This window comes from Vaginisenegalia massiliensis (genome assembly GCF_900604935.1).
GTDB lineage: Bacteria > Bacillota > Bacilli > Lactobacillales > Aerococcaceae > Vaginisenegalia > Vaginisenegalia massiliensis.
This window is the reverse complement of sequence record NZ_UWPC01000001.1, coordinates 133,705-154,356: the sequence shown is the minus strand read 5'-3', so window position 1 is coordinate 154,356 and position 20,652 is coordinate 133,705. Positions and strand designations below refer to the sequence as shown.

15 protein-coding genes are annotated in these 20,652 nt (G+C 37.4%); 13 read left to right on the top strand and 2 right to left on the bottom strand.

Annotation, left to right across the window (positions count from 1 at the left end):
• Nucleotides 1-51 precede the first annotated feature (51 nt).
• The 9 genes from tig (at nt 52) to addA (ending at nt 15,556) form a co-directional block, all read left to right on the top strand.
• Nucleotides 52-1,332 carry a trigger factor gene (gene tig, locus EIH20_RS00645; RefSeq protein WP_124057420.1) on the top strand — a complete coding sequence of 427 codons (1,281 nt, stop codon included), beginning with the start codon at nt 52-54 and terminating at the stop codon, nt 1,330-1,332.
• Between the two features lie 122 nt (nt 1,333-1,454).
• Nucleotides 1,455-2,693, top strand: a complete 1,239-nt coding sequence (gene clpX, locus EIH20_RS00640) for an ATP-dependent Clp protease ATP-binding subunit ClpX (protein ID WP_124057419.1) — start codon at nt 1,455-1,457, stop codon at nt 2,691-2,693.
• A gap of 14 nt (nt 2,694-2,707) precedes the next feature.
• Complete coding sequence (gene yihA, locus EIH20_RS00635) at nt 2,708-3,292, top strand: ribosome biogenesis GTP-binding protein YihA/YsxC (RefSeq protein ID WP_124057418.1); 585 nt, start codon at nt 2,708-2,710, stop codon at nt 3,290-3,292.
• A 50-nt stretch (nt 3,293-3,342) separates the two neighbouring features.
• Nucleotides 3,343-5,214, top strand: coding sequence for a DNA primase (dnaG, locus tag EIH20_RS00630; RefSeq protein ID WP_124057417.1), 1,872 nt, complete (start codon nt 3,343-3,345; stop codon nt 5,212-5,214).
• A gap of 12 nt (nt 5,215-5,226) precedes the next feature.
• Nucleotides 5,227-6,378, top strand: coding sequence for an RNA polymerase sigma factor RpoD (rpoD, locus tag EIH20_RS00625; protein ID WP_124057416.1), 1,152 nt, complete (start codon nt 5,227-5,229; stop codon nt 6,376-6,378).
• 96 nt (nt 6,379-6,474) lie between these two features.
• Nucleotides 6,475-7,188, top strand: coding sequence for a tRNA (adenine(22)-N(1))-methyltransferase (locus EIH20_RS00620; RefSeq protein WP_124057415.1), 714 nt, complete (start codon nt 6,475-6,477; stop codon nt 7,186-7,188).
• A 1-nt stretch (nt 7,189) separates the two neighbouring features.
• The gene (locus EIH20_RS00615; protein WP_124057414.1) at nt 7,190-7,990 is read left to right on the top strand and encodes a Nif3-like dinuclear metal center hexameric protein; all 801 of its coding nucleotides are present in this window, start codon (nt 7,190-7,192) and stop codon (nt 7,988-7,990) included.
• 24 nt (nt 7,991-8,014) lie between these two features.
• Nucleotides 8,015-11,638, top strand: a complete 3,624-nt coding sequence (locus tag EIH20_RS00610; RefSeq protein ID WP_124057413.1) for a PD-(D/E)XK nuclease family protein — start codon at nt 8,015-8,017, stop codon at nt 11,636-11,638.
• Between the two features lie 3 nt (nt 11,639-11,641).
• Nucleotides 11,642-15,556, top strand: a complete 3,915-nt coding sequence (addA, locus tag EIH20_RS00605) for a helicase-exonuclease AddAB subunit AddA (protein WP_241152357.1) — start codon at nt 11,642-11,644, stop codon at nt 15,554-15,556.
• Nucleotides 15,557-15,629: 73 nt separating this feature from the next.
• Here the strand turns inward: addA and EIH20_RS00600 are convergent, their stop codons facing one another.
• Together EIH20_RS00600 and EIH20_RS00595 are read right to left on the bottom strand one after the other, a co-directional pair.
• Entirely contained in the window at nt 15,630-16,940 is a 1,311-nt protein-coding gene (locus EIH20_RS00600) for a putative glycoside hydrolase (protein ID WP_241152355.1), read from the bottom strand.
• Between the two features lie 87 nt (nt 16,941-17,027).
• Nucleotides 17,028-17,669: a YkyA family protein gene (locus EIH20_RS00595; RefSeq protein WP_124057410.1), complete on the bottom strand. Its 642-nt coding sequence runs from the start codon at nt 17,667-17,669 to the stop codon at nt 17,028-17,030.
• A gap of 133 nt (nt 17,670-17,802) precedes the next feature.
• Between EIH20_RS00595 and lspA the strand changes: the two genes are divergently transcribed.
• The 4 genes from lspA to EIH20_RS00575 are packed head-to-tail and all read left to right on the top strand — an operon-like array spanning nt 17,803 to nt 20,634.
• Nucleotides 17,803-18,261: a signal peptidase II gene (lspA, locus tag EIH20_RS00590; protein ID WP_124057409.1), complete on the top strand. Its 459-nt coding sequence runs from the start codon at nt 17,803-17,805 to the stop codon at nt 18,259-18,261.
• Complete coding sequence (locus EIH20_RS00585; protein ID WP_124057408.1) at nt 18,261-19,208, top strand: RluA family pseudouridine synthase; 948 nt, start codon at nt 18,261-18,263, stop codon at nt 19,206-19,208. Before lspA ends, EIH20_RS00585 begins: the two co-directional genes overlap by 1 nt.
• A 29-nt stretch (nt 19,209-19,237) precedes the next feature.
• Nucleotides 19,238-19,963 carry a DUF2786 domain-containing protein gene (locus EIH20_RS00580; RefSeq protein WP_124057407.1) on the top strand — a complete coding sequence of 242 codons (726 nt, stop codon included), beginning with the start codon at nt 19,238-19,240 and terminating at the stop codon, nt 19,961-19,963.
• Nucleotides 19,960-20,634: an HD domain-containing protein gene (locus tag EIH20_RS00575; RefSeq protein ID WP_124057406.1), complete on the top strand. Its 675-nt coding sequence runs from the start codon at nt 19,960-19,962 to the stop codon at nt 20,632-20,634. The genes EIH20_RS00580 and EIH20_RS00575 overlap by 4 nt, the downstream gene beginning before the upstream one ends.
• Nucleotides 20,635-20,652: the final 18 nt, after the last annotated feature.

Below are 20,652 nucleotides of genomic sequence, written 5' to 3'. Positions count from 1 at the left end.
GTTAAAATAGCAAGGTATGTAATTAAAAATCAGTATGTTGGAGGAAACAAAATGACCACACAATTTGAAAAGAAATCAGCAAACGAAGGAATCTTAACTTTCGAAATTTCGCAAGACGAAGTAAAAAAAGGATTGGACCATGCATTTAAGAAAATTCAAAAACAAGTAACTGTACCTGGATTCCGTAAAGGTAAAGTACCACGTGCCATCTTTAACAATGTTTATGGTGAAGAAGCTTTATACGATGAAGCTCTAAATTTTGTTTTACCAACAGCTTTCCAAGCTGCGATTGAAGAAAGTAAATTAGAATTAGTTGCTGAACCAAAAATTGATATTAAATCAATTGAAAAAGGGCAACCATGGGTTTTAACAGCAGAAGTTACAACTAAACCTGAAGTTAAATTAGGTGACTATAAAGGTCTAACCGTTGAAAAACAAGAACGTGAAGTTACCGAAGAAGAAGTTAAAGCGACCATCGAAAGCAAACGTCAACAATTAGCTGAGTTAGTAGTTAAAGAAGAAGCAGCTGTTGAAGGTGATACTGTTTTAATCGATTTTGAAGGTTTCATTGGTGATGAAGCATTTGAAGGTGGTAAAGGGGATAACCATGCTTTAGAGTTAGGTTCTGGTTCATTTATTCCAGGATTTGAAGATCAATTAGCTGGAACCAAAGCTGGCGAACAAAAAGACGTTGTAGTAACTTTCCCAGAAGATTATCAAGCAACTGATTTAGCGGGTAAAGAAGCAACATTCAAAGTAACCGTTCACGAAGTTAAAGCTAAAGAATTACCAGAATTAGACGATGAATTTGCTAAAGATGCAGATGATCAAGTAGAAACTTTAGCAGAATATGAAAACAAAACACGCGTTCAATTAGAAGAACAAAAAGCTGCAGCAGCTAAAGAAATGGTTGAAGAATTAGCTATGCGTCAAGCGGTTGAAAATGCAGAGATCGTTGAATTGCCACAAGTAATGATTGATGAAGAAATCGAACGCCAAGTGGCTCACTTCAAAAACAATTTAAAACGTCAAGGAATCAATGAAGAACTTTATTTCCAAATTACAGGTTCTAATGAGGAAGCGTTACGTAAACAATTTGCTGAAGAAGCTGAATTACGAGTTAAAACTAATTTAGTATTAGAAGCGATTGTTAAACAAGAAGCGATTGAAGTTTCAGAACAAGACATTGAAAAAGAAATCAATGACTTAGCTGCGATGTATAATATGGAAGCAGATCAAGTGAAGAAATTTGTTTCTGAAGATATGTTAAAATCTGATATCAGCATGAAAAAGGCAATGGCTTTAATTACTGACTCAGCTGAAGAAAAATAAGCTCTAAAATAAAATTTGATTGATAAAAGAGGGTTGCAAAGCAAAAAGTTGATTACAACAGGTGCTTGCATCCCTTTTTCCGTCAAGAAATTAGTTTTACTTTGGCAAAAAGGAGGGAAATAATGGCTAGAAACACACATGAAAATGATTATTATTGTTCATTTTGTGGCAAATCACAAGATGAAGTAAATAAAATTATTGCGGGGCCCGATGTTTATATTTGCGATGAATGTGTCGAATTATGTAAAAACATTATCGATGAAGAAATGAAGCAAATTAAACAACATGAACCAATCAAAATACTCAAACCAGCTGAAATCATGCAAGTCTTGAATCAATATGTTATTGGGCAAGAAGCAGCGAAAAAGGCCCTCGCGGTTGCTGTATATAATCATTACAAACGAATTAATCACTTGGACCAAGAAGATGATATTGAACTGCAAAAAAGCAATATTTGTTTAATCGGACCAACTGGTTCTGGGAAAACATTCTTAGCTCAGAGCTTAGCTAGGCTTCTAAATGTGCCTTTTGCAATTGCTGACGCGACTAGTCTTACTGAAGCGGGCTATGTCGGCGAGGATGTGGAAAATATCTTGTTGAAATTAGTTCAGGCTGCTGATTATGATTTGGAACGGGCTCAAACAGGTATAATTTATATCGATGAAATTGATAAAATTTCACGCAAGAGTGAAAATGTATCAATAACTCGTGATGTTAGTGGTGAAGGGGTTCAACAAGCACTATTAAAAATCTTAGAAGGCACGGAAGCAAATATTCCGCCAAAAGGTGGACGCAAGCATCCGAACCAAGACTTCTTGAAGTTAGATACCACCAATATTCTCTTTATCGTGGGTGGTGCCTTCGACGGCATAGAAACCATTGTCAAAGAACGTTTAGGGAATAAAGTCATTGGCTTTGGTAATGCTTCAGGTAAACTAGATGATTCTAAAACAATCATGCAACAAATCACCCCAGAAGATTTACTTAAGTTTGGTTTGATTCCAGAATTTATTGGTCGCTTACCGATTATGGCAGCTTTAGAAAAATTAACTGAAGATGATTTAGTGGCGATTTTAACAGAACCAAAAAATGCTTTAGTTAAACAATACAAACGTTTATTTGAACTGGATGATGTTGAATTAGAGTTTGAAGATGGAGCTTTGCGGGCAATTGCTAAAAAAGCTATTGAACGGAATACGGGTGCGCGTGGTTTACGTGCCATAATTGAATCGATTATGATGGATATTATGTTTGACGTTCCGAGTCGGGAAGATATCCATCGTATTGTAATTTCTGAGGAAAATGTCTTAGGAAAAGGCCAACCGAATTATTATGATCACGACAATAAGAAAATTTCTTAAATAGGGGGACGAGCATGTTAATTAAGCAAGCAGAGATTGTTGTAAGTGCAGTCAGTCCTAGTCAATACCCTCAAGATAGTATCCCAGAAATTGCTTTAGCTGGTCGTTCTAATGTAGGAAAGTCATCTTTTATTAATCGCATGATTAATCGCAAGGGTTTAGCGCGTACATCGAGTCAACCCGGTAAGACTCAGACATTGAATTTTTACGCTATTAATAATCATTTTCGCTTTGTTGATGTGCCGGGTTATGGTTATGCGAGAGTTTCCAAAAAAGATCGGGCAAAATGGGGTGCAATGATTGAGCATTATTTGCTTAATCGGGAGAATGTTCGTTTATTACTTCTATTAATGGATTTTCGCCACGAACCAACCGAGTTGGACCGAGCAATGAAGGATTTTGCTGATGAAGCAGATTTACCTTATGCTATCGTTTTGACTAAAGTTGATAAAATTAAACGGAGTCAATGGAATAAGCACCTGTCGATATATAAAAAAGCCTTAGATTTACCAACCACGGATGCTCTATTTATGTTTTCAGCTGAAGATGGTTATGGCAGTCAAGAAATTTGGGAAATTATCGAAAGTCAATTAGCCTAATTGTATCTAAAGTATGATAATGACTGATATGAGATAAGGGAGGGAGCTTAGTGGGCCTAATTCCAGATGATATTATTCGCCAAGTCCGTGATCAGACTGATATTGTCGATGTCATTAATCAATATACTCAACTGACTAAAAAAGGTCAGCACTATGTGGCATCCTGTCCCTTTCATGAAGATAAAAATCCCTCGTTTTCCGTCCATACAGGTAAACAAATATTTAAATGTTTTTCGTGTGGGCGCGGGGGGAATGTTTTTGGTTTTCTACAAGAAATAGAGGGGCTTAGTTTTCCTGAAGCAGTCAGGAAAGCGGCTGAATTTTCTGATTTACCGATAAATTTTGATTTGTATTTAGGTTCAGATCAAAGTCCCCAACAACAAACTCATCAACGATTACTTGATCTTCATGAAAAAACTCAAGATTTCTATCAATATTTTTTAAATGATACGACTAATGGGCAACCCGCTCTTGATTATTTATTGAATCGTAATTTAAATGAGGACACTTTAACTACTTTCGGTTTAGGTTTATCCCCGCAAAAGTCGGAACTATTGGTTGAATATCTGAGTAATGAGGGCTTCTCAAAGCAAGAATTATTAGATTCTGGCATTTTTTATTTAAACGATCGGGAACAGATCATTGATCGGTTTCATGGACGAATTATCTATCCATTGCGAAATGCTCAGGCAAAGGTCATTGCTTTTTCGGGAAGGCGGTTTACAACAGAGCAAACGGAAGATAAAGCGATTGCTAAGTATTTAAATTCGCCTGAAACAGCGCTTTTTAATAAATCGGATCTTATCTATAATTTTGATTTAGCCAGATTACCTGCAAGACAAAAAGGTCAGATGATTGTCTGTGAAGGATATATGGATGTTATGTCATTATATCAAGCAGGTTATCAACATGTAGTTGCAACGATGGGGACAAGCTTGACTCAACAACATTTAGATCGCTTGATAAAAGTAGCAAAGGAAATTATTTTTGTTTTTGACGGGGATCAAGCTGGGCAAAAAGCTATTGCCCGGGCCCTACAAATGGGACAAAACTATGCTAATTGTCAATTTAAGGCAGTCATTATTCCTAATCGTCTAGACCCTGATGAATGGATAAAAGCAGAGGGGGCCTCTTCGTTTCAAATTCTGTTGGATCAAGCTATTTCGGCGTTTGACTTTAATCGTCATTATTTAAAAAGTCAATACAATTTGCAGGACGAGCAGGAATTGGCTCGGTACTTAGAAGCTCTCATTCAACTTATTGCTCAAATTTCATCGCCAATTGAACAAGAAATTCGGTTGCAAGATTTGAGTCAAGAGTATAACCTGAGCTTAGATATTCTTAAAGAACAATTTATTCGCTATAAACAAAGCTTACAAAATAACCAGACTAAACCATTATCGATCGACGAGAGACAAGCATCATTCCATCCTAGTGAGGAGGAGAGGGCCAGTGCCTTCATACCTGAGCAATCATTTGAAATTTTATCCGCTCGAGCTTTGCAGAGTGAAAAACAATTAATCTTGTTATTAACTCACTTCAAAGAAGCTTGGGATTATGTGGCTCAATTAAACAAGCCTGTTTTATTTGTCCATCCTTATATGCAATTGTTATATTTTAAATTGCAAGAGTTTTATTATGATTTAGGGAATCCACTACCTTTAACAGGGGTGGTAGATAGTATCGAAAACCCGGCTATGTTACAATTGATGAATAATCTTTTGTGGGATGGGGAACCCATGACCTATCATAACCAAATTATCGATGACTGCCTACAAACCATTGAAGAAGAGTTTATTCTGCTTGAAATTAAAGAGAAGCGAGCACGCCTTCTTGAGTTAAAAAAAGAACAAAACCACAGTGAGATGAATCTATTACTAGCTGATATATTACGTTTGACGCGCCAAGTCAAAAAGAAATAGGGGGCCAATTTGATGACTGACAAAGCAGATAATAAAGTAACACCAGAACATGCTGAAACTCAAGAACTTGCACTTAATTACGTGCAAGCTGTCACTGCCTTAATTCAAGAAAAGAAAATTTTAGGTCAAATTCCGTACGATGAATTAGCGGATCGTATTGCTAACCAATATGATTTGAATTCAGACGGTATGGACAAATTAATTCAAAAAATTGAAGATAGTGGTATTGCCGTTGTTGGTGAAGACGGCGGACCTACCAAACAGCAAATGCTTCGTGCTGAGGAAATTGCTGTTGAAGAACTTTCAAATGCATCTAAAGTCGCTGCTTCTAAAGTAAAAGTTAGCGATCCAGTTCGTATGTATTTGAAAGAAATTGGTCGTGTGCCTTTACTAAGTGCCGAAGAAGAAGTAAACCTGGCAATTCGAATCCAACAAGGAGATGAATTAGCGAAACAAGAACTTGCTGAAGCTAATCTACGTTTAGTGGTATCGATTGCCAAGCGGTATGTGGGTCGTGGTATGCAATTTTTAGACCTTATTCAAGAGGGAAACATGGGCTTAATGAAAGCCGTTGAGAAGTTTGATCATACCAAGGGCTTTAAATTTTCAACGTATGCTACTTGGTGGATTAGACAAGCCATCACTCGGGCCATAGCCGATCAAGCACGAACTATTCGGATTCCAGTACATATGGTTGAAACAATTAATAAATTGGTCCGTGTACAACGTAATCTTTTGCAAGAAATTGGCCGCGAACCGACACCTGAAGAAATTGGCGCTGAAATGGACTTGCCAACTGAAAAAGTCCGTGAAATTCTAAAAATTGCTCAAGAACCTGTTTCTCTTGAAACACCGATTGGTGAAGAAGATGATTCACATTTAGGTGATTTTATTGAAGATGAGGCGGCAATGAGTCCTGAAGTATTTACTTCATCTGCATTATTACGTGAACAACTTGAGGATGTTCTTGATACCTTAACTGATCGTGAAGAAAATGTCTTGCGACTTCGTTTTGGTTTAGATGACGGCAATATTCGTACCTTAGAACAAGTGGGTAAAGTGTTCGGTGTAACGCGTGAACGGATTCGGCAAATTGAGGCAAAAGCCCTTAGAAAATTACGCCATCCAAGTCGTTCAAAACAATTAAAAGACTTCTTAGAATAAGAAAAAGTATAAGCCAGATCTAACATCTGCTCGCAAGGCAAACTAGCTAATTTAATAAGCTGGTCGTTAGGTTTGGCTTTTTTTAGGAGGAAAAGCATGAATTCGCAACAACTTTCTGCTCGTTTAAATCAAGTCGCTGACTTCATAATTGTATATGGACCTCAAGGTCGGATTCGCTTAGCCGATATTGGTAGCGATCATGCCTATTTACCTTGTTATTTAGGATTAAAAGGAGCTCTTCAATATGCGGTGGCTGGTGAGGTCGTTCAAGGTCCTTATCAATCTGCTTTAGCTGAGGTACATAACCAAGCTTTAGAGAAGTTGATTCAAGTTCGGATGGGTGACGGTTTAGATGTTATTAAAGATCAGGATAAAATAAATTGTGTATCCATTTGTGGCATGGGAGGCAGCTTGATCTGCGACATCCTTACAAATGGAAGAGAACGATTAGATCCAGACCACACCTTATTCTTACAAGCAAATATTGGGGAAGCTGGCCTACGTAAATGGTTGGTTCAACATCACTATCAGATTATTGACGAAGCGATTGTTGAAGATCACCATCGTCTCTACGAAATGCTCGTAGCTAGACCTAGTCAGGAGGACATTCAATTGACGGAAGCCGAATATTTATTTGGCCCAATCAACTTACAGCAAACCAGTCCTTTATTATTTAAAAAATGGCGTCGTGAGGCAACTAATCTTCAGCGTATCTATCAATCTATTTCTCAAGCTAATCAGCGTGAAAATGAAAAAATGAGGGAATTAGAACAAACTTTAGCTTTAATCTCAAACTTAATAGGAGAGTAACATGATTAAATTAACTACTTTAACGGATTATTTGGATATTAAATATCCACCATCACTAGCTGAAAGCTGGGATAAAGTTGGTTTACATTTTGGTCATAAAGAGAGAACCGTTGGTCGCATAATGACAGCATTAGATTTGCGTCCTGAAGTTCTTGGGGAAGCGATTGAACAGCAAGTCGATACCATCATTCTTCATCACCCACCCATCTTTAAGCCTATCGATCGGTTTGATTTGGTCCTACCGTCAATTCAACTTTATTCGGACTTAATCAAACATGATATAAACGTCTTTGTATTACATACCAATCTAGATAAGGCTGCCAATGGAATGAATGATTGGCTAGCGGAGGCTTTAAATTTGCAAGAAGTTAACATATTGCAGCCGGAAGCATCCGACTCTTCAAGTGGGTTAGGTCGATATGGTCGTTTGCCTCAAGCTTTGAATTTAGCTGATTTGGCCTTATATCTTAAGGAACATTTGATGTGTAAAGATTTAACTATAATTAAGGGAAAAGTTCAGAGGGATTATCAAACGGTTGCCATCGTTGGAGGATCAGCATGGGAGTCGGTTCAGCAGGCTGTTGCGGTAGATGCAGACGTGTTTATAACGGGAGATATCAGCTATCACCATGGCCATGATTGTCTCGATCAACCTATTTTAACCATTGATGCAGGCCATTATATTGAATCAGTTTTTAATCAAAAGATGGCTAAAATTTTGCATGAAGCCAGTCAAACGAATGATTGGCAGGTGGAAATACTTGCGTCAAAAGCCAACACGAATCCATTTGAAGTCATCTAAACTGCTTGAAAAAGGGGGAGAACAATGGCAATTGGAATCATCAAAGGAGATCCACGATTAGATAAGAAGAAAGCTCTTGTCCAAGAAATTATTCAGCTTAAGCAAAAGGATAATCAAGCTAAAATTTTCTATTTAGTTCCAGACCATCTGAAATTTGATATGGAAAAAAAGATGTTAAATGAATTAAAAAGAGCTACAGGTTCGTCCCAAGCGGTTATGTTGGATATACAAGTTGTTTCTTTTAAGCGCTTATCCTGGTTTTTAGCAAAAGGCCAGTCTGTGTCTACAAGCCTAAGTTCAGTGGGAATTGCCATGTTGATCCGCCATTTATTGAATGAACATCAAGAACGGTTGACCATCTACCGACGACAAGTGAATCATCAAGGCTTTGTTGACAAGCTTGTTAGTCTTTTTGATGAATTATATCAAGGGCAAATAGAAGCCAGTGATTTGATTGCTCAAGATCGATTTGACCGTTGGTTAAAGATGGATTGTTCTGATCTTGAAGGAGATGAAGATGGTACAACACGATTAACCAGTGAAGAAAAACGGTTAAGTGAATTAGCTTATCTTTATGATGCCTTTTATCAGCGCTTGCAAGCAGAAAACATCCAGTTTCATGGGTACTTAGAGGAATTGAAAGAAAGTATAGATAAGGCTCAGGACTCCGACCTTGCTCATTCTTATCTGTATATCGATCATTATGATTATTTCTCTGCTCAAGAGTTAAGCCTAATCTTAGATTTAGCAGCTAAATTCAAGCAAGTTTGGGTTATCTTATCGCTCAATGAAAGCCATCTTTCTAAACAAACTTGGCCGGGACCTTTTGATCATCTTGCCCAAACTCGGATCCGAATTCAATCATTAGCTAAGCAATTAAACATCGATTGGCTTGCTGAACGAGAAGTCGGTCAAGTTTTTCCCGAATATCACCCATCAATACTTTCTTTGGCTGATGATTTTCTTAGCCAAAGTAGGGGGGAGAGCGTAAAAAAAGGCCGTAATAAAACTAGCACCATTCACGAATTTTGGGAATGCGATTCAATCCAAACCGAGTTACAGATGGTAGCCAACACAATTCACCAGCTCATTAGCTTTCAGGGTTATCGTTACCAAGATATTCTTATCATGACACGAAATTTAGATCGTTATCGTCAAATTGTCGATCCGATTTTTAAACAAAATCATATTCCGTTTTTTTATGATCATCAGACTAAGATGCAAAACCATCCATTTGTGGTATGGTTACAATCCTTATTCAATTTAAAGCAATTTGGCTTTCAGTACCAAGATTTAATGATGGTTATTAAAAGCCCCTTGTTTTTGCCAGCTAGATTGCGCCACCTTAAAGGTCAAGCCTTTGAATGTGCTATAGCTGAGCATCAGTATCAAATTCACTTGCTGGAAAACTTAGTCCTGGCTGAAGGTTACACACTCTATCGGTTTAGCGATGAAAATTATATTTGGCATTTTTATGGTGAAGATTTGCCGTATATTAATTTACAGGGACAAGTTCAGACTAAAACCCAGGGACAAGTGATGGCTGATTTGAGAGCTTGGATTAATCAAGAAATTCAATCTATATTTTCCACTTGGACTAAAGATCAATCAGGGACTCAAGCTAGTCAATGGTTGTATCAGGCTTTGCTAGACGGAGGAATAAAGGATCGCCTTGTTCAAGAACGCGATCGAGCCATTGAACAAAGTCAACTTGATTTGTCTCGGCAATATGAACAAGTTTGGCAAGCAACTATGACTTGTTTAGAAGAGTTTCAACTAATTTTTAAAGATTCGCCAGTAGAATTTTCTTTATTTAGCGAATTAGTTATGACGGGACTCTGCCAAGCAAGTTTTCATATTATTCCACCTACGTTAGATCAAGTTACCTTTACCAATATTGAAAGTCCACAAGTTGGACCGTATAAGGTAGCTTTCATAGTTGGTTTAAGTGATGATTTGTTACCGATTAAACGTTTAGATAATTCATTACTTTCCCGAGAAAATCGTCAGGCCATTGAAGAGGGCTTGCTAGCCTACCAATATCTATCGCTAGCTAATCAAGTTCATTTAAATCAAGAAATGTATTATTTTTATCAAGTCTTATTAGCAGCTAGTGACCGCCTTTATTGTTCCTTTGCCAGTCAAGTTGATGGAGCTATGCTAAGATGGTCACCCTATGTTCAGAATTTATTGAAGGGCAACCAGTTTACTATTAAGCACTATCAAAGTAACCTATCACTTTCCCCAACTCTTGACCTTGAAGGGGCCTATTTTGGGGCCTATTCGGTTCAATTGGCTTTTGTCATCAAGTTATGGCGATTATATTTTGAAGCCCAAAAGCAGCCAGATTCAGCCTTTATGGCTTGGTTGAACACTTTGCTGATTAATCAAGATAACCGAGACTATTTACGACGTTTGATGACTGCCAGTTTATGTGGACAAGACATGCCAACCTATATTGAAGCTGATTTGGCTAAAGAATTGTATGGAACCCATTTATCAGTCTCAGTATCGCGGATGGAAGAATATTTCCGTGATCCCTTTAGTCATTTCCTTACTTATGGATTACGGATTAAAGAAAGGGAAATTCAGCGCTTAGATGCTAATAAAGTTGGGACTTACTTCCATGATGCTCTAGATTTTCTGGTGAAAGCGATGACTCAAGAAGGACAAAGCTTTTCTAACATCAGTCCAGAACGACTAAATGACTTGTGGATAGAGTCTCAAAAAGTATTAGCTGAACAAGGCAAGTTTGATTTGTTTAGCCAAACTCCTCGTTATCAATTGATAAACGAAACGATATTAAGACGCTTATGGCAGTTTCTTTATTTAGCTCGTCATCAGAGTGATTATTTGCAAATTCAAACACTTAAAACAGAAGCCCTTTTTGGCTATGTCGGTGTTAAACAAAGCCTTCAAGGTCTTAGTTATCTATTACCTTCTGGTGCGCAAGTATCCATACGTGGTAAAATCGATCGGTTAGATCTTCTTAGAAGTTTTACAAATCATCAGGATTATCTTCAAGTCATCGATTACAAGACTGGAAAAAAACAATTCAATTTACAAGACTTTTACTATGGACTTGATTTACAAATTCTAACCTATTTGCGAGTGGCTCAATTAAATTATCTAAATCTACCTGTTTTTGGCGCGTTTTATCAGCCCGTGATAACTCCATATGTGTCCAGTCAAGATAGCGATGACTTAAGGGAAAGTGATCATTTTGCCCAAGAATCTTATTTATTAGAGAATCGTGTGTCAGGTCCGCTATTTGTGAACAAATCAGATTTGCAAGCCATCGATTTGAGTTTTGACCAAATCAATAAATCCTTAATTTATCCTGTAACAGGAACGAAGGAGGGCATTTCGGCCAATACTCCTGTATATAAAGATCAAAAAGAGGCACTTTACCGGCATTTGGATGCCTTATATACACGAGCAGCTCAAGAGATATTGAATGGCTATATCGCTTTAGCGCCATACAAAGATGAAGCCTATACATTAAGTTTACAAGCTGCTTATCGGGTTATAAGTGGTTTTGATGCGACGGAACATGCCGCTCTTTATCGACAAAAGACCGTCAGTAAAAAGCAAGTTCTTGATCACATTCAAGATGAAATTAAGCAAGAAGAAAGGGGGGAAGACTAATTGATGAGTCCAATTCCGGCTAAACCATCCAATGTCTCTTTTAACGATCAACAATGGGAGGCTATCCATGCTAGAGGAAATAATATTTTAGTCTCAGCTTCAGCAGGGTCGGGTAAAACTACCGTTTTAATTGAGCGAATCATGAATCATATCGTGACAGGTTTTGCTAATATCGATCAATTGTTGGTGTGTACCTTTACTGAAATGGCTGCCAAAGAGATGAAAGAGCGGATGGAGGTAAAGTTAAAACAAACGATTAGCCAGACAAGCGATCCTGTCTTACAAGCGCATCTCTTAAAACAGTTGCAATTGTTACCTAATGCCCATATTCGAACCTTACATAGTTTCTGTTTGCAGGTTATTCAAGAATATTTTTATTTAATTGACTTCAATCCGAGCTTTCGTCTTCAAACAGATGAAACACAACTTCATTTGATTTATGAAACTATTTGGGAGCAAATGCTGACCGATATATTCACCGGGATTCAGTCAGAGCCTTACATCATAACTAAAGAGGACTATGTCGAATTATTAGCAATTTTTGGTGATGGAAAATCAGATATAGCATTATTTAATCTTATTCTCCGAGTGTATCAGTTTTCGTGTGCTCATCCTGAGCCCCTTAATTGGCTTCGCCACTTCAATCAGGCTTCTTTAGACATTGAACAATTTAGTCAATCTCCGCTTTATCAAGAAGAATTATGGCCGTTATTAACTAGCTCATTGAGATCAGCTTTGGGAAAAATTGAACAGATAAATGATCAGATGTTGACTTTATCCGAGGCAAGTTATGGCAGATATCATCCTGTTATTCAAGACTTACAATCCAAGCTAGAGGGGATTAATCAGGTCTTACAATCGAATGACTTAAGTCGTTTTATTGAGCAGCTTCAAGCTATTCAGTTTGAAAAATGGCCGTCCAACAGTAAAAAGTCAGATGATTATGAAAGCGTACAATGGTTAAAAGAACAACGTGATGAAGTAAAAGCCAGCTTAGAACGCTTAAAAAAATATTTCTCTTATTCTTGGTCAAGCATCACTGAAATAGAGGGGCAAATTAGTCAACAACTAGAATTAATCAAACGTCTTGTTGAACATTTTATTTCGCGATTAACAGCCTACAAACGTCAGGAAAATTTACTTGATTACAATGATTTAGAACATCTTACCTTAGATATTTTGGCTCCTTTTAATTCTGATGAGCAAGAACGAAAGGCTAGTCTAGCTGCTCACTATTTTCAAGACTTATTTGCTGAGGTTCTTGTCGATGAATATCAAGATATCAATGAGATACAAGCTAATATTTTAGCTTGGCTGTCACATGAAAAACGACCAGAACTAGTTCCTAACTTATTTATGGTTGGCGATGTCAAGCAATCCATTTACGGATTTCGTATGGCTGAACCTTCACTATTTATGGCAAAGTACGATACCTTTTCTAAAGGTCAAGACGGTCATCTAATAAATCTTGATCGTAATTATCGGTCACGTCATGAAGTCTTACATTTTACTAATTCGATATTTAGTCGCTTAATGGATAAACAGTTTGGACAGATGGATTACGGCCAAGCAGAAGCCTTAAAAACTGGCAATCATAGTTTTGAGCCCACAAGTGTTTTTAAGGATTTTAAAATCGATTTGTTGCTTTTTGAGAAGGAACAAGCGATGACGGAAACAGATACCTCGACTGAAAATGAGGATGAATTTGCTTTTGACCAATCGATTGAGGCTCAAGCCTATATGATTGCCCAAGATATCAATCAACGAATGGCCCGCCAAGAATTAATTTACGATAAACAAAGCAAACAATTACGGCCCCTTGAATTCAAAGATATTGTCATCCTATCTTCTACACGGTCAGTATTTTTACCGATTCAACAAGCCTTTCAAGCTTTGCAAATTCCTTTAATGAGTCAAAAAGTTGAGAACTACTTTCAACGTCAAGAAATTCGTTTATTAATTGCGTTACTAAAGCTAATTGATAATCCGATTCAAGATATTCCATTAGTTGCTGTTTTGCGGTCGTATTTTGTTGGGTTATCTGATAATGATCTAGCTACGATTCGCCTTTACCAGAAAGAAGGATCTTATTATCAGGCTTGTCTCAATTTCTGTCAAAAAGGGTTTGAAACACAGGCTGAACAATTTATTCAAATACAGTTGCAAACCTTGTTGAATCGGCTAAATCATTGGCGACACTTAGCCAATCAAAAGTCGATTGTCGAATTAATTTGGACGATTTATGAAGAAACACATTATTTGGATTATGTTTCCGGATTGAGTAATAGCAGTCAGCGTTTAGCGAATCTCCATGCTTTTTATTCTAAAGCTCAAGAATTTGAGGAAGCCGGTTTTAGAGGTCTCTTTAGTTTCTTAAATTATATTGAACAAGTTCTTCAGCATCAGCGTGATTTAGCTGAACCTGTTATCTTAGAAAATGATCAGAATTTCGTCCGCATGATGACCGTTCATGCTTCAAAAGGATTAGAGTTCCCTTGTGTTTATCTGATGAACTTGGAGAAAAAATTCAACCTACGTGATTTAAGTCACCAGCGTCTGATTTGTTCGAAAAATTATGGGGTAGGTTGCGACTATTATCGAGCGGATCAAATGTTGAAATTTGATTCCTTAATAAAGACGTCAATAAAATTAGCTCAAGAAAAACGGCTAAAAGCTGAAGAAATGCGGAAATTGTATGTTGCCTTAACTCGTTGTGAGCAAAAATTAATCTTAGTAGGCACAATTGATCAGCGTGAAAAATGGCTAGCTAAAATCGAAGGGTATCAGAAAAATGAACCGATGAATAAGACATCGCTTGCTAGATTAGAAGATCGACAAAATGCCCTTTCATGGCTAGAGTGGATTCAACTGGCTTATGCTGTTGACCAATGTAAACCACTTAGTCAGACACCTAAATTAACCGAGCAAATGACGATTCGAATTGTGTCCGCCAGTCAGCTTCAAAGGCCCTCTTTAACGCGGTCTCATAAAGCAGATACTAAGGAGATTGAAAGTTGGATAGATACAATTATAGATACTGCCAGTCAACCGATAGAATCAACTGTTTGGACTAATAAGTTAAGACAATTAAACGAAATGAAATATCCTTATCAATTAGCTACGGCAACTTCAAGCTATCAATCGGTGTCAGAACTGAAACGTTTGTACGAAGAACCTAGCCATGAAAAATTAGCTCATTTTGAAGATCGTCGTTTCCTTAAGGAAGATCAGACTAATCTTATGAAGCCAGAAGGTATTCAAAGTATTCGTTATACTCAAGATAGTTTTGAAGCTCCAAGTTTTATGCAAGAAGATACAAATTTGGCTGCAAAAATAGGGACCTTAACCCATTATTTGATGCAACATATTGACCTTAAATCCTTCCAGTTGTGTCAAGGTAAAGGGGAGTTTGAGGCACAGTTGGCAAAACAAGTCAAGGAACTGGCGACAAACCACCCAATTTTGTTCGGTCAAACAAAATTAATTAATTTAGATCAAGTTGTGGCTTTTTTGCAGTCAGATTTTGGCCAATTCATCATTTCACAGGCGGATAATGTAAAACGTGAGGTGGCTTTTTCTTATATAGTTCCTGCTAGTCTTATGTTCCAAAAACAATTGGAAGAAAGTCAAATCAGTCAAGTCAGTCAAGATGATGTATTAATTCATGGGGTAGTTGATGGGTATTTAATCTATCAAAATCAAATATATCTATGGGATTTTAAAACGGATCGCCAACGTCCACTACTTGGCCAGGATCTGAATCTCCAGATGCAAGAGATTGTCGATAAATATCGTTTTCAAATTTCTCTCTATGCTCAAGCTTTACAAGTCAATTACCAACGTCCTGTCAAAAGTGCTAAACTCATTTTATTAGATTTCAATCAATCTATTGAGGTCACCAATCGTTATAACTTCTAAAAATATATAGAAAAAGGCTGTAAACAAAGTCTCTTGACTTCGTTTACAGCCTCTTTAATTTTTACTAACTAATCTATTGATTGCTTTCTGGTTTATAATCAACACCGTGTGTATAACGTCCGTCGACATTCCATAGTAAGAATTCGTGAATGCCATGCTTATGTAGGGCATTTATCTGTTCTTGTACTTGTTTTGGTCCATAATGTTGATAGGTTCCTACTGGTAAGGAGGAATCGGTAAAATCTTGGAGCCATGGGCGCGAAATAACGTTGTTTTTCACACCAGCAAGGGCAGATTCTTCAGAATACATATATTCATCAATCGTATCGAATGGTTGAAGGTCCGTATGAGGAATGCCAAAGAATCCAGGACCCCAGTGAGAAGGGTAAACCATTGAAGAGATAACATCGACTTGTTCAGCCATCATGGCAAAGTTTTGTCCAATACCACGGACATCCGGTTTATCGCCGGCTACCGCTGTATATCCAAAAACGTCGGCTGAAACTTTAACACCATAAGGAGCTAGTCGCTCCCGTGCATATTTTAAGAAGTCAGTCACAGCAGCGACCCGTTCTTCACCGATTTTATCTTCATCGGTACCGACATAGTTTTCATAATCACCCTTTGAGTATGAGAGAGTATCACTTAAGTCATGGAAACCTTCAGGGAAGCGGACATAGTCAAATTGGATTTCTTTAAAGCCCATTTTGGCCGCTTCAATGGCAATTTTGATATCGTAATCCCAAACTTGTTTTAAGAAAGGATTGATAAATTTAGCGCCTTGCTCATTTTGCCAAACTTGACCTGTTTCTTTACTTATAAAGGAATATTCAGGATGTTTATCGGCAAAATGCGTATCCTTAAAGGTTACAATTCGAGCAATTGGGTATATTTGATTCTTTTCAAGGACTTTCATCGTGTCCTTTAAATCTACAATAGGATTGATGCTATTTTTAATATCACTATCGTTTGTTTTTAGTGGGGTCGTGACATTTCCACTATCATCTTTAAAGTCGATGACGACCGTATTCAAATCGGTCTGATTGATATAATCAATGGCATCATTAAAAGTAGTCGGATCAGCTACATTATCAGCTGTGAGATAAATACCTTTAACGCCATCTTGTGGATAGGCAATTTCAATGCCACTATCATAGAAGAGGGAAGAAGGTAAATTACCTGGTTTTGTTAAGACGGGTTTATTACGAATAACTAAGTTTTCGTATTTATTAGTCTGTTTTTTAGTCACTCGGTTATTGAAATCTGCAATGACTTCTGACTTATATTTATCTTTAATTTTCGGCAGAGGCGTCATTTTTGCTTCTTTACTTAATCCGCAAGCCGAAATCAATAAAAAAGTAAAAGATAAAACTAATAATTGCAATATAAATTTTGTGGGTCGGTATTTTACGGAATGATTCTTTAATATCATTTAGCACCTCATTGTTGCAAATTTTAAAACGAAATGTGTCTATTGTGATTCTTTCATGTTGACAACTTCCACCTTAACATTGATTAGAGCTCGGTTTAGTGGTTCAAAATGAGCGAGAACTTTATCTAAATTAATGCTGTTGATGGTTGATAATTTATTAAAATTGTCAAAAATTCCAAAGAAGCCTTTGTAATCTGTTTTGGGATTAGCGATGGATTTAAAGGTTTGTGATTCTAAATCTAGATTGGTTTTGTAGTCAGAAAGATAGACAGTTAAATCTTTGTCTAAAGCATAGGTTTCCGATACAATTAGGGCGATTTGTTGCTTAGGATATTTCTCTTTATCCTTGTAAGATTCGAATTCTTTGTTTAGTTCTTTGAGGTTCTTTAATGCTTCTTCTATACTTTGAATATGTTGGCGACGTTGAGCGATATTATTTTCTACAAGATTGTCTTTTTCACTGAAAACAGCTAAGTTATCTTGATTTTTATTGAGGACGGTTTCAAAATCGGATTGTAAATTATCCTCTTGAACTTGAATTTCATTGAGTTCACTGACAATTTTTGTGACATCGTCTTGCATTAAACCGACAGTACGTTCAGCTTTATCTAGATTGTTGACACAGGCGGTTAAACACAGACAAGCCAACACTAAAATAATTACATGTCTAAGTTGTCTCATACAGGCTCCTTTACATAGGAAAAAATTGTATTTCACTAAGTTTTAGTTTTAATAAAAAGTAAATCTAGTATATAATTATTATTATTACTTCAGATTATAACAAAAAAGACTGTCATAACACAAGGAGGGCGCCATGGGGACCAGTTTTATCGTCGTAATTTGCATTTTTATTCTCGATCAGACCGTGAAGTGGTGGGTCGTGACTCATATTCCCCTTCATCAGGCCCAACCTTTAGTACCTGGCTTAGTTGAATGGTTTCATATCCAAAATACAGGAGCAGGGTGGGGTCTATTTGCTGGACAAATGCTCCTCTTCCAACTTGTCACTCTAGCCATGGTCTTATATATTGGACGTTTAATTTATTTAAACAGGTATCGAACAGGAACGCTCCATCTGACTTTAGGTCTATTGTTAGGTGGGACACTGGGAAATTTTGCCGATCGTTTACGTTTGGGTTATGTAGTGGATATGTTTCATTTGCAGTTCTTTGATTTTCCTGTTTTTAATATAGCCGACGCTGCCTTAACTGTGGGGGTTATCGGTCTAATTCTTCTTGTCTTAACAAATAAAGAAATGGATGGATTTATTTAATGGAAGAAAACAAACAAGTTATTCAATTAAAAGGGCAAGCGGGACGAATTGATAAAGTTTTAACGGAATTACTCGAAGAAAGTCGTTCTACCATTCAAAAGTGGATTAAAGCAGATCAAGTAAGGGTGAATCAGCAGTTGGCTAAAGCTAACTTGCAATTGCTTGGTGATGAAGAAATTACCATTAACAGAGAGCAAGATGAGGAAGATGAGGAAGAAATTGACTTAATTGCTCAAGATATAAAATTAGATATTATCTATGAGGATGAAGACGTCATGGTTATTAATAAGCCAGCGGGTATGGTCGTTCATCCGTCAAAAGGGCACCGAGAAGGTACCTTAGTGAATGCCTTATTATATTATTTGGGAGACCAACTTTCTCAATCAAGTCAAAGTTGGCGACCTGGTATTGTCCACCGCATTGATAAAGATACTTCGGGTTTATTAGTAGTAGCTAAACATAATCAGGCTCATCAAATGCTGAGTCAACAATTAACCGATCATACCATGGGACGGAAATATTATGCTTTAGTTCATGGTCAAGTGTCCGTTCCATCTGGAACAATAGATGTACCCTTAAGACGAGATGCCAACAATCGGCTACGGTGGTCAGCCCATCCACAAGGTAAATTTGCTTTGACCCATTACCGGTGTGTGGAGCTTTACCCGGTTGCTTCCTTACTTGATTTAGAATTAAAAACGGGACGAACGCATCAAATTCGGGTCCATCTAGAATACATGGGACACCCTATTATCGGGGACCCGATTTATCGAAAAGGAATTCAAGTTTTTCATGGGCACTTGGCTGACGATACTGAAGGTCAATTATTACATGCTCATTCGCTACACTTTATCCATCCGCGCAGTCAGCAAAAGATGGAATTTTCTGCGGACATACCACCACGCTTTGCCCGAATTAAAGCGGAATTAAGCCGAACTGGTATTTAATCATACTCTAGTTGATAGGAGGGTTTTTGATGACAGAATCAATCAATGAAAAAATACTCGATAAAATTAGAAATTTGTTAAGTCTTGCAGAAGATGGTGGCAATGATGAGGAAAGTCAGACAGCTTTGTTAATGGCTCAGAAACTCATGTTGAAGTATAAAATCTCGCAACACGAGTTAACGGACCAGAATCACGATGAAATTATTTTGAAATCCTTGTCCTACTACAAACGACTTTATTGGTGGGAGAAAGAGTTAGTTCGCATTATTGCCGATAATTTCCGTGTCATGTTCTATATACAGAGTAACCGATTACCTTATCAAGCCAGCGTTCAGCGGAAAATCGTCTTAATGGGTTTTCCCGAGGATGTTGAATTAGCTTACGAAATATTTTATTTAACGAGCCAAGCTATGAAACATTATGCTAAAGTTCATTTAGCTGGATTAGATGAATCTGCTCAAGAACTTAAAGAGTTACGAAAATCCTATTATCAAGGCTTTATGGATGGTTTGTCTGCTAAATTTGAACAACAACGACAAGAGATGATGCGTGAAAATCAAGCTTATGCACTGGTCATTCAGACACCACAAAAAGTTAAGGACGCCTTTCAAGAACAAGTTAATGGCTCTATTACTTTTAAACAACCTGTTCCAAGCAAAAATAACCTGGCCTATCAACAGGGTTATACGCAAGGAACCAACTTATCATTAAATAATAAACGCTTAGAACAGCGGACAAATAAGGAGAGTCTATGAATCAAAATCAAGAGCAATTACTAGACCAACTTTGTCAGCAAATGAAACAAGTCTTTTGTCAGGAATCAAGCGGACATGATTGGTGGCACCTTGAACGTGTATCTCGTATGGCCAAAAAACTTGCCCTAAGCGAGGGGGCTGATCCTTTTATTTGTCAAGTAGCTGCTCTGGTTCATGATTATGTCGATGACAAGCTGTTTGCAGATGTTGCCAGTCAAGAAAATCAGCTAAAGATAATTTTGGACCAACATGGTTTAACATCGACTCAAATCGAACAGATAATGGACATTATCCAATCTGTTTCTTATAAGGGAGGCTTTCAAACTCGGCCGCTTACTAGCTTAGAAGCAAAAGTCGTTCAAGACGCTGATCGTTTGGATGCTTTAGGCGCTATCGGCATTGCTCGAACGATGGCTTACTCTGGTGCTAAAGGGCGGGTCATTCATGATCCGACTATACTTGTTCACCAAGTCGAATCCTTGGCCGACTACCGTTCGGGCCAAGATACAGCTATTTTGCATTTTTATCAGAAATTATTGCATTTGAAGGATTTAATGAATACTCCGACGGCTTATCGAGTTGCTGAACAACGCCACCATTTTTTAGAAGCCTTTCTTAATCAATTTTATCGAGAATGGGAAGGACAAGATTTAAGTGATATGGACTTTTAAGCATAAATATTAGGAGGG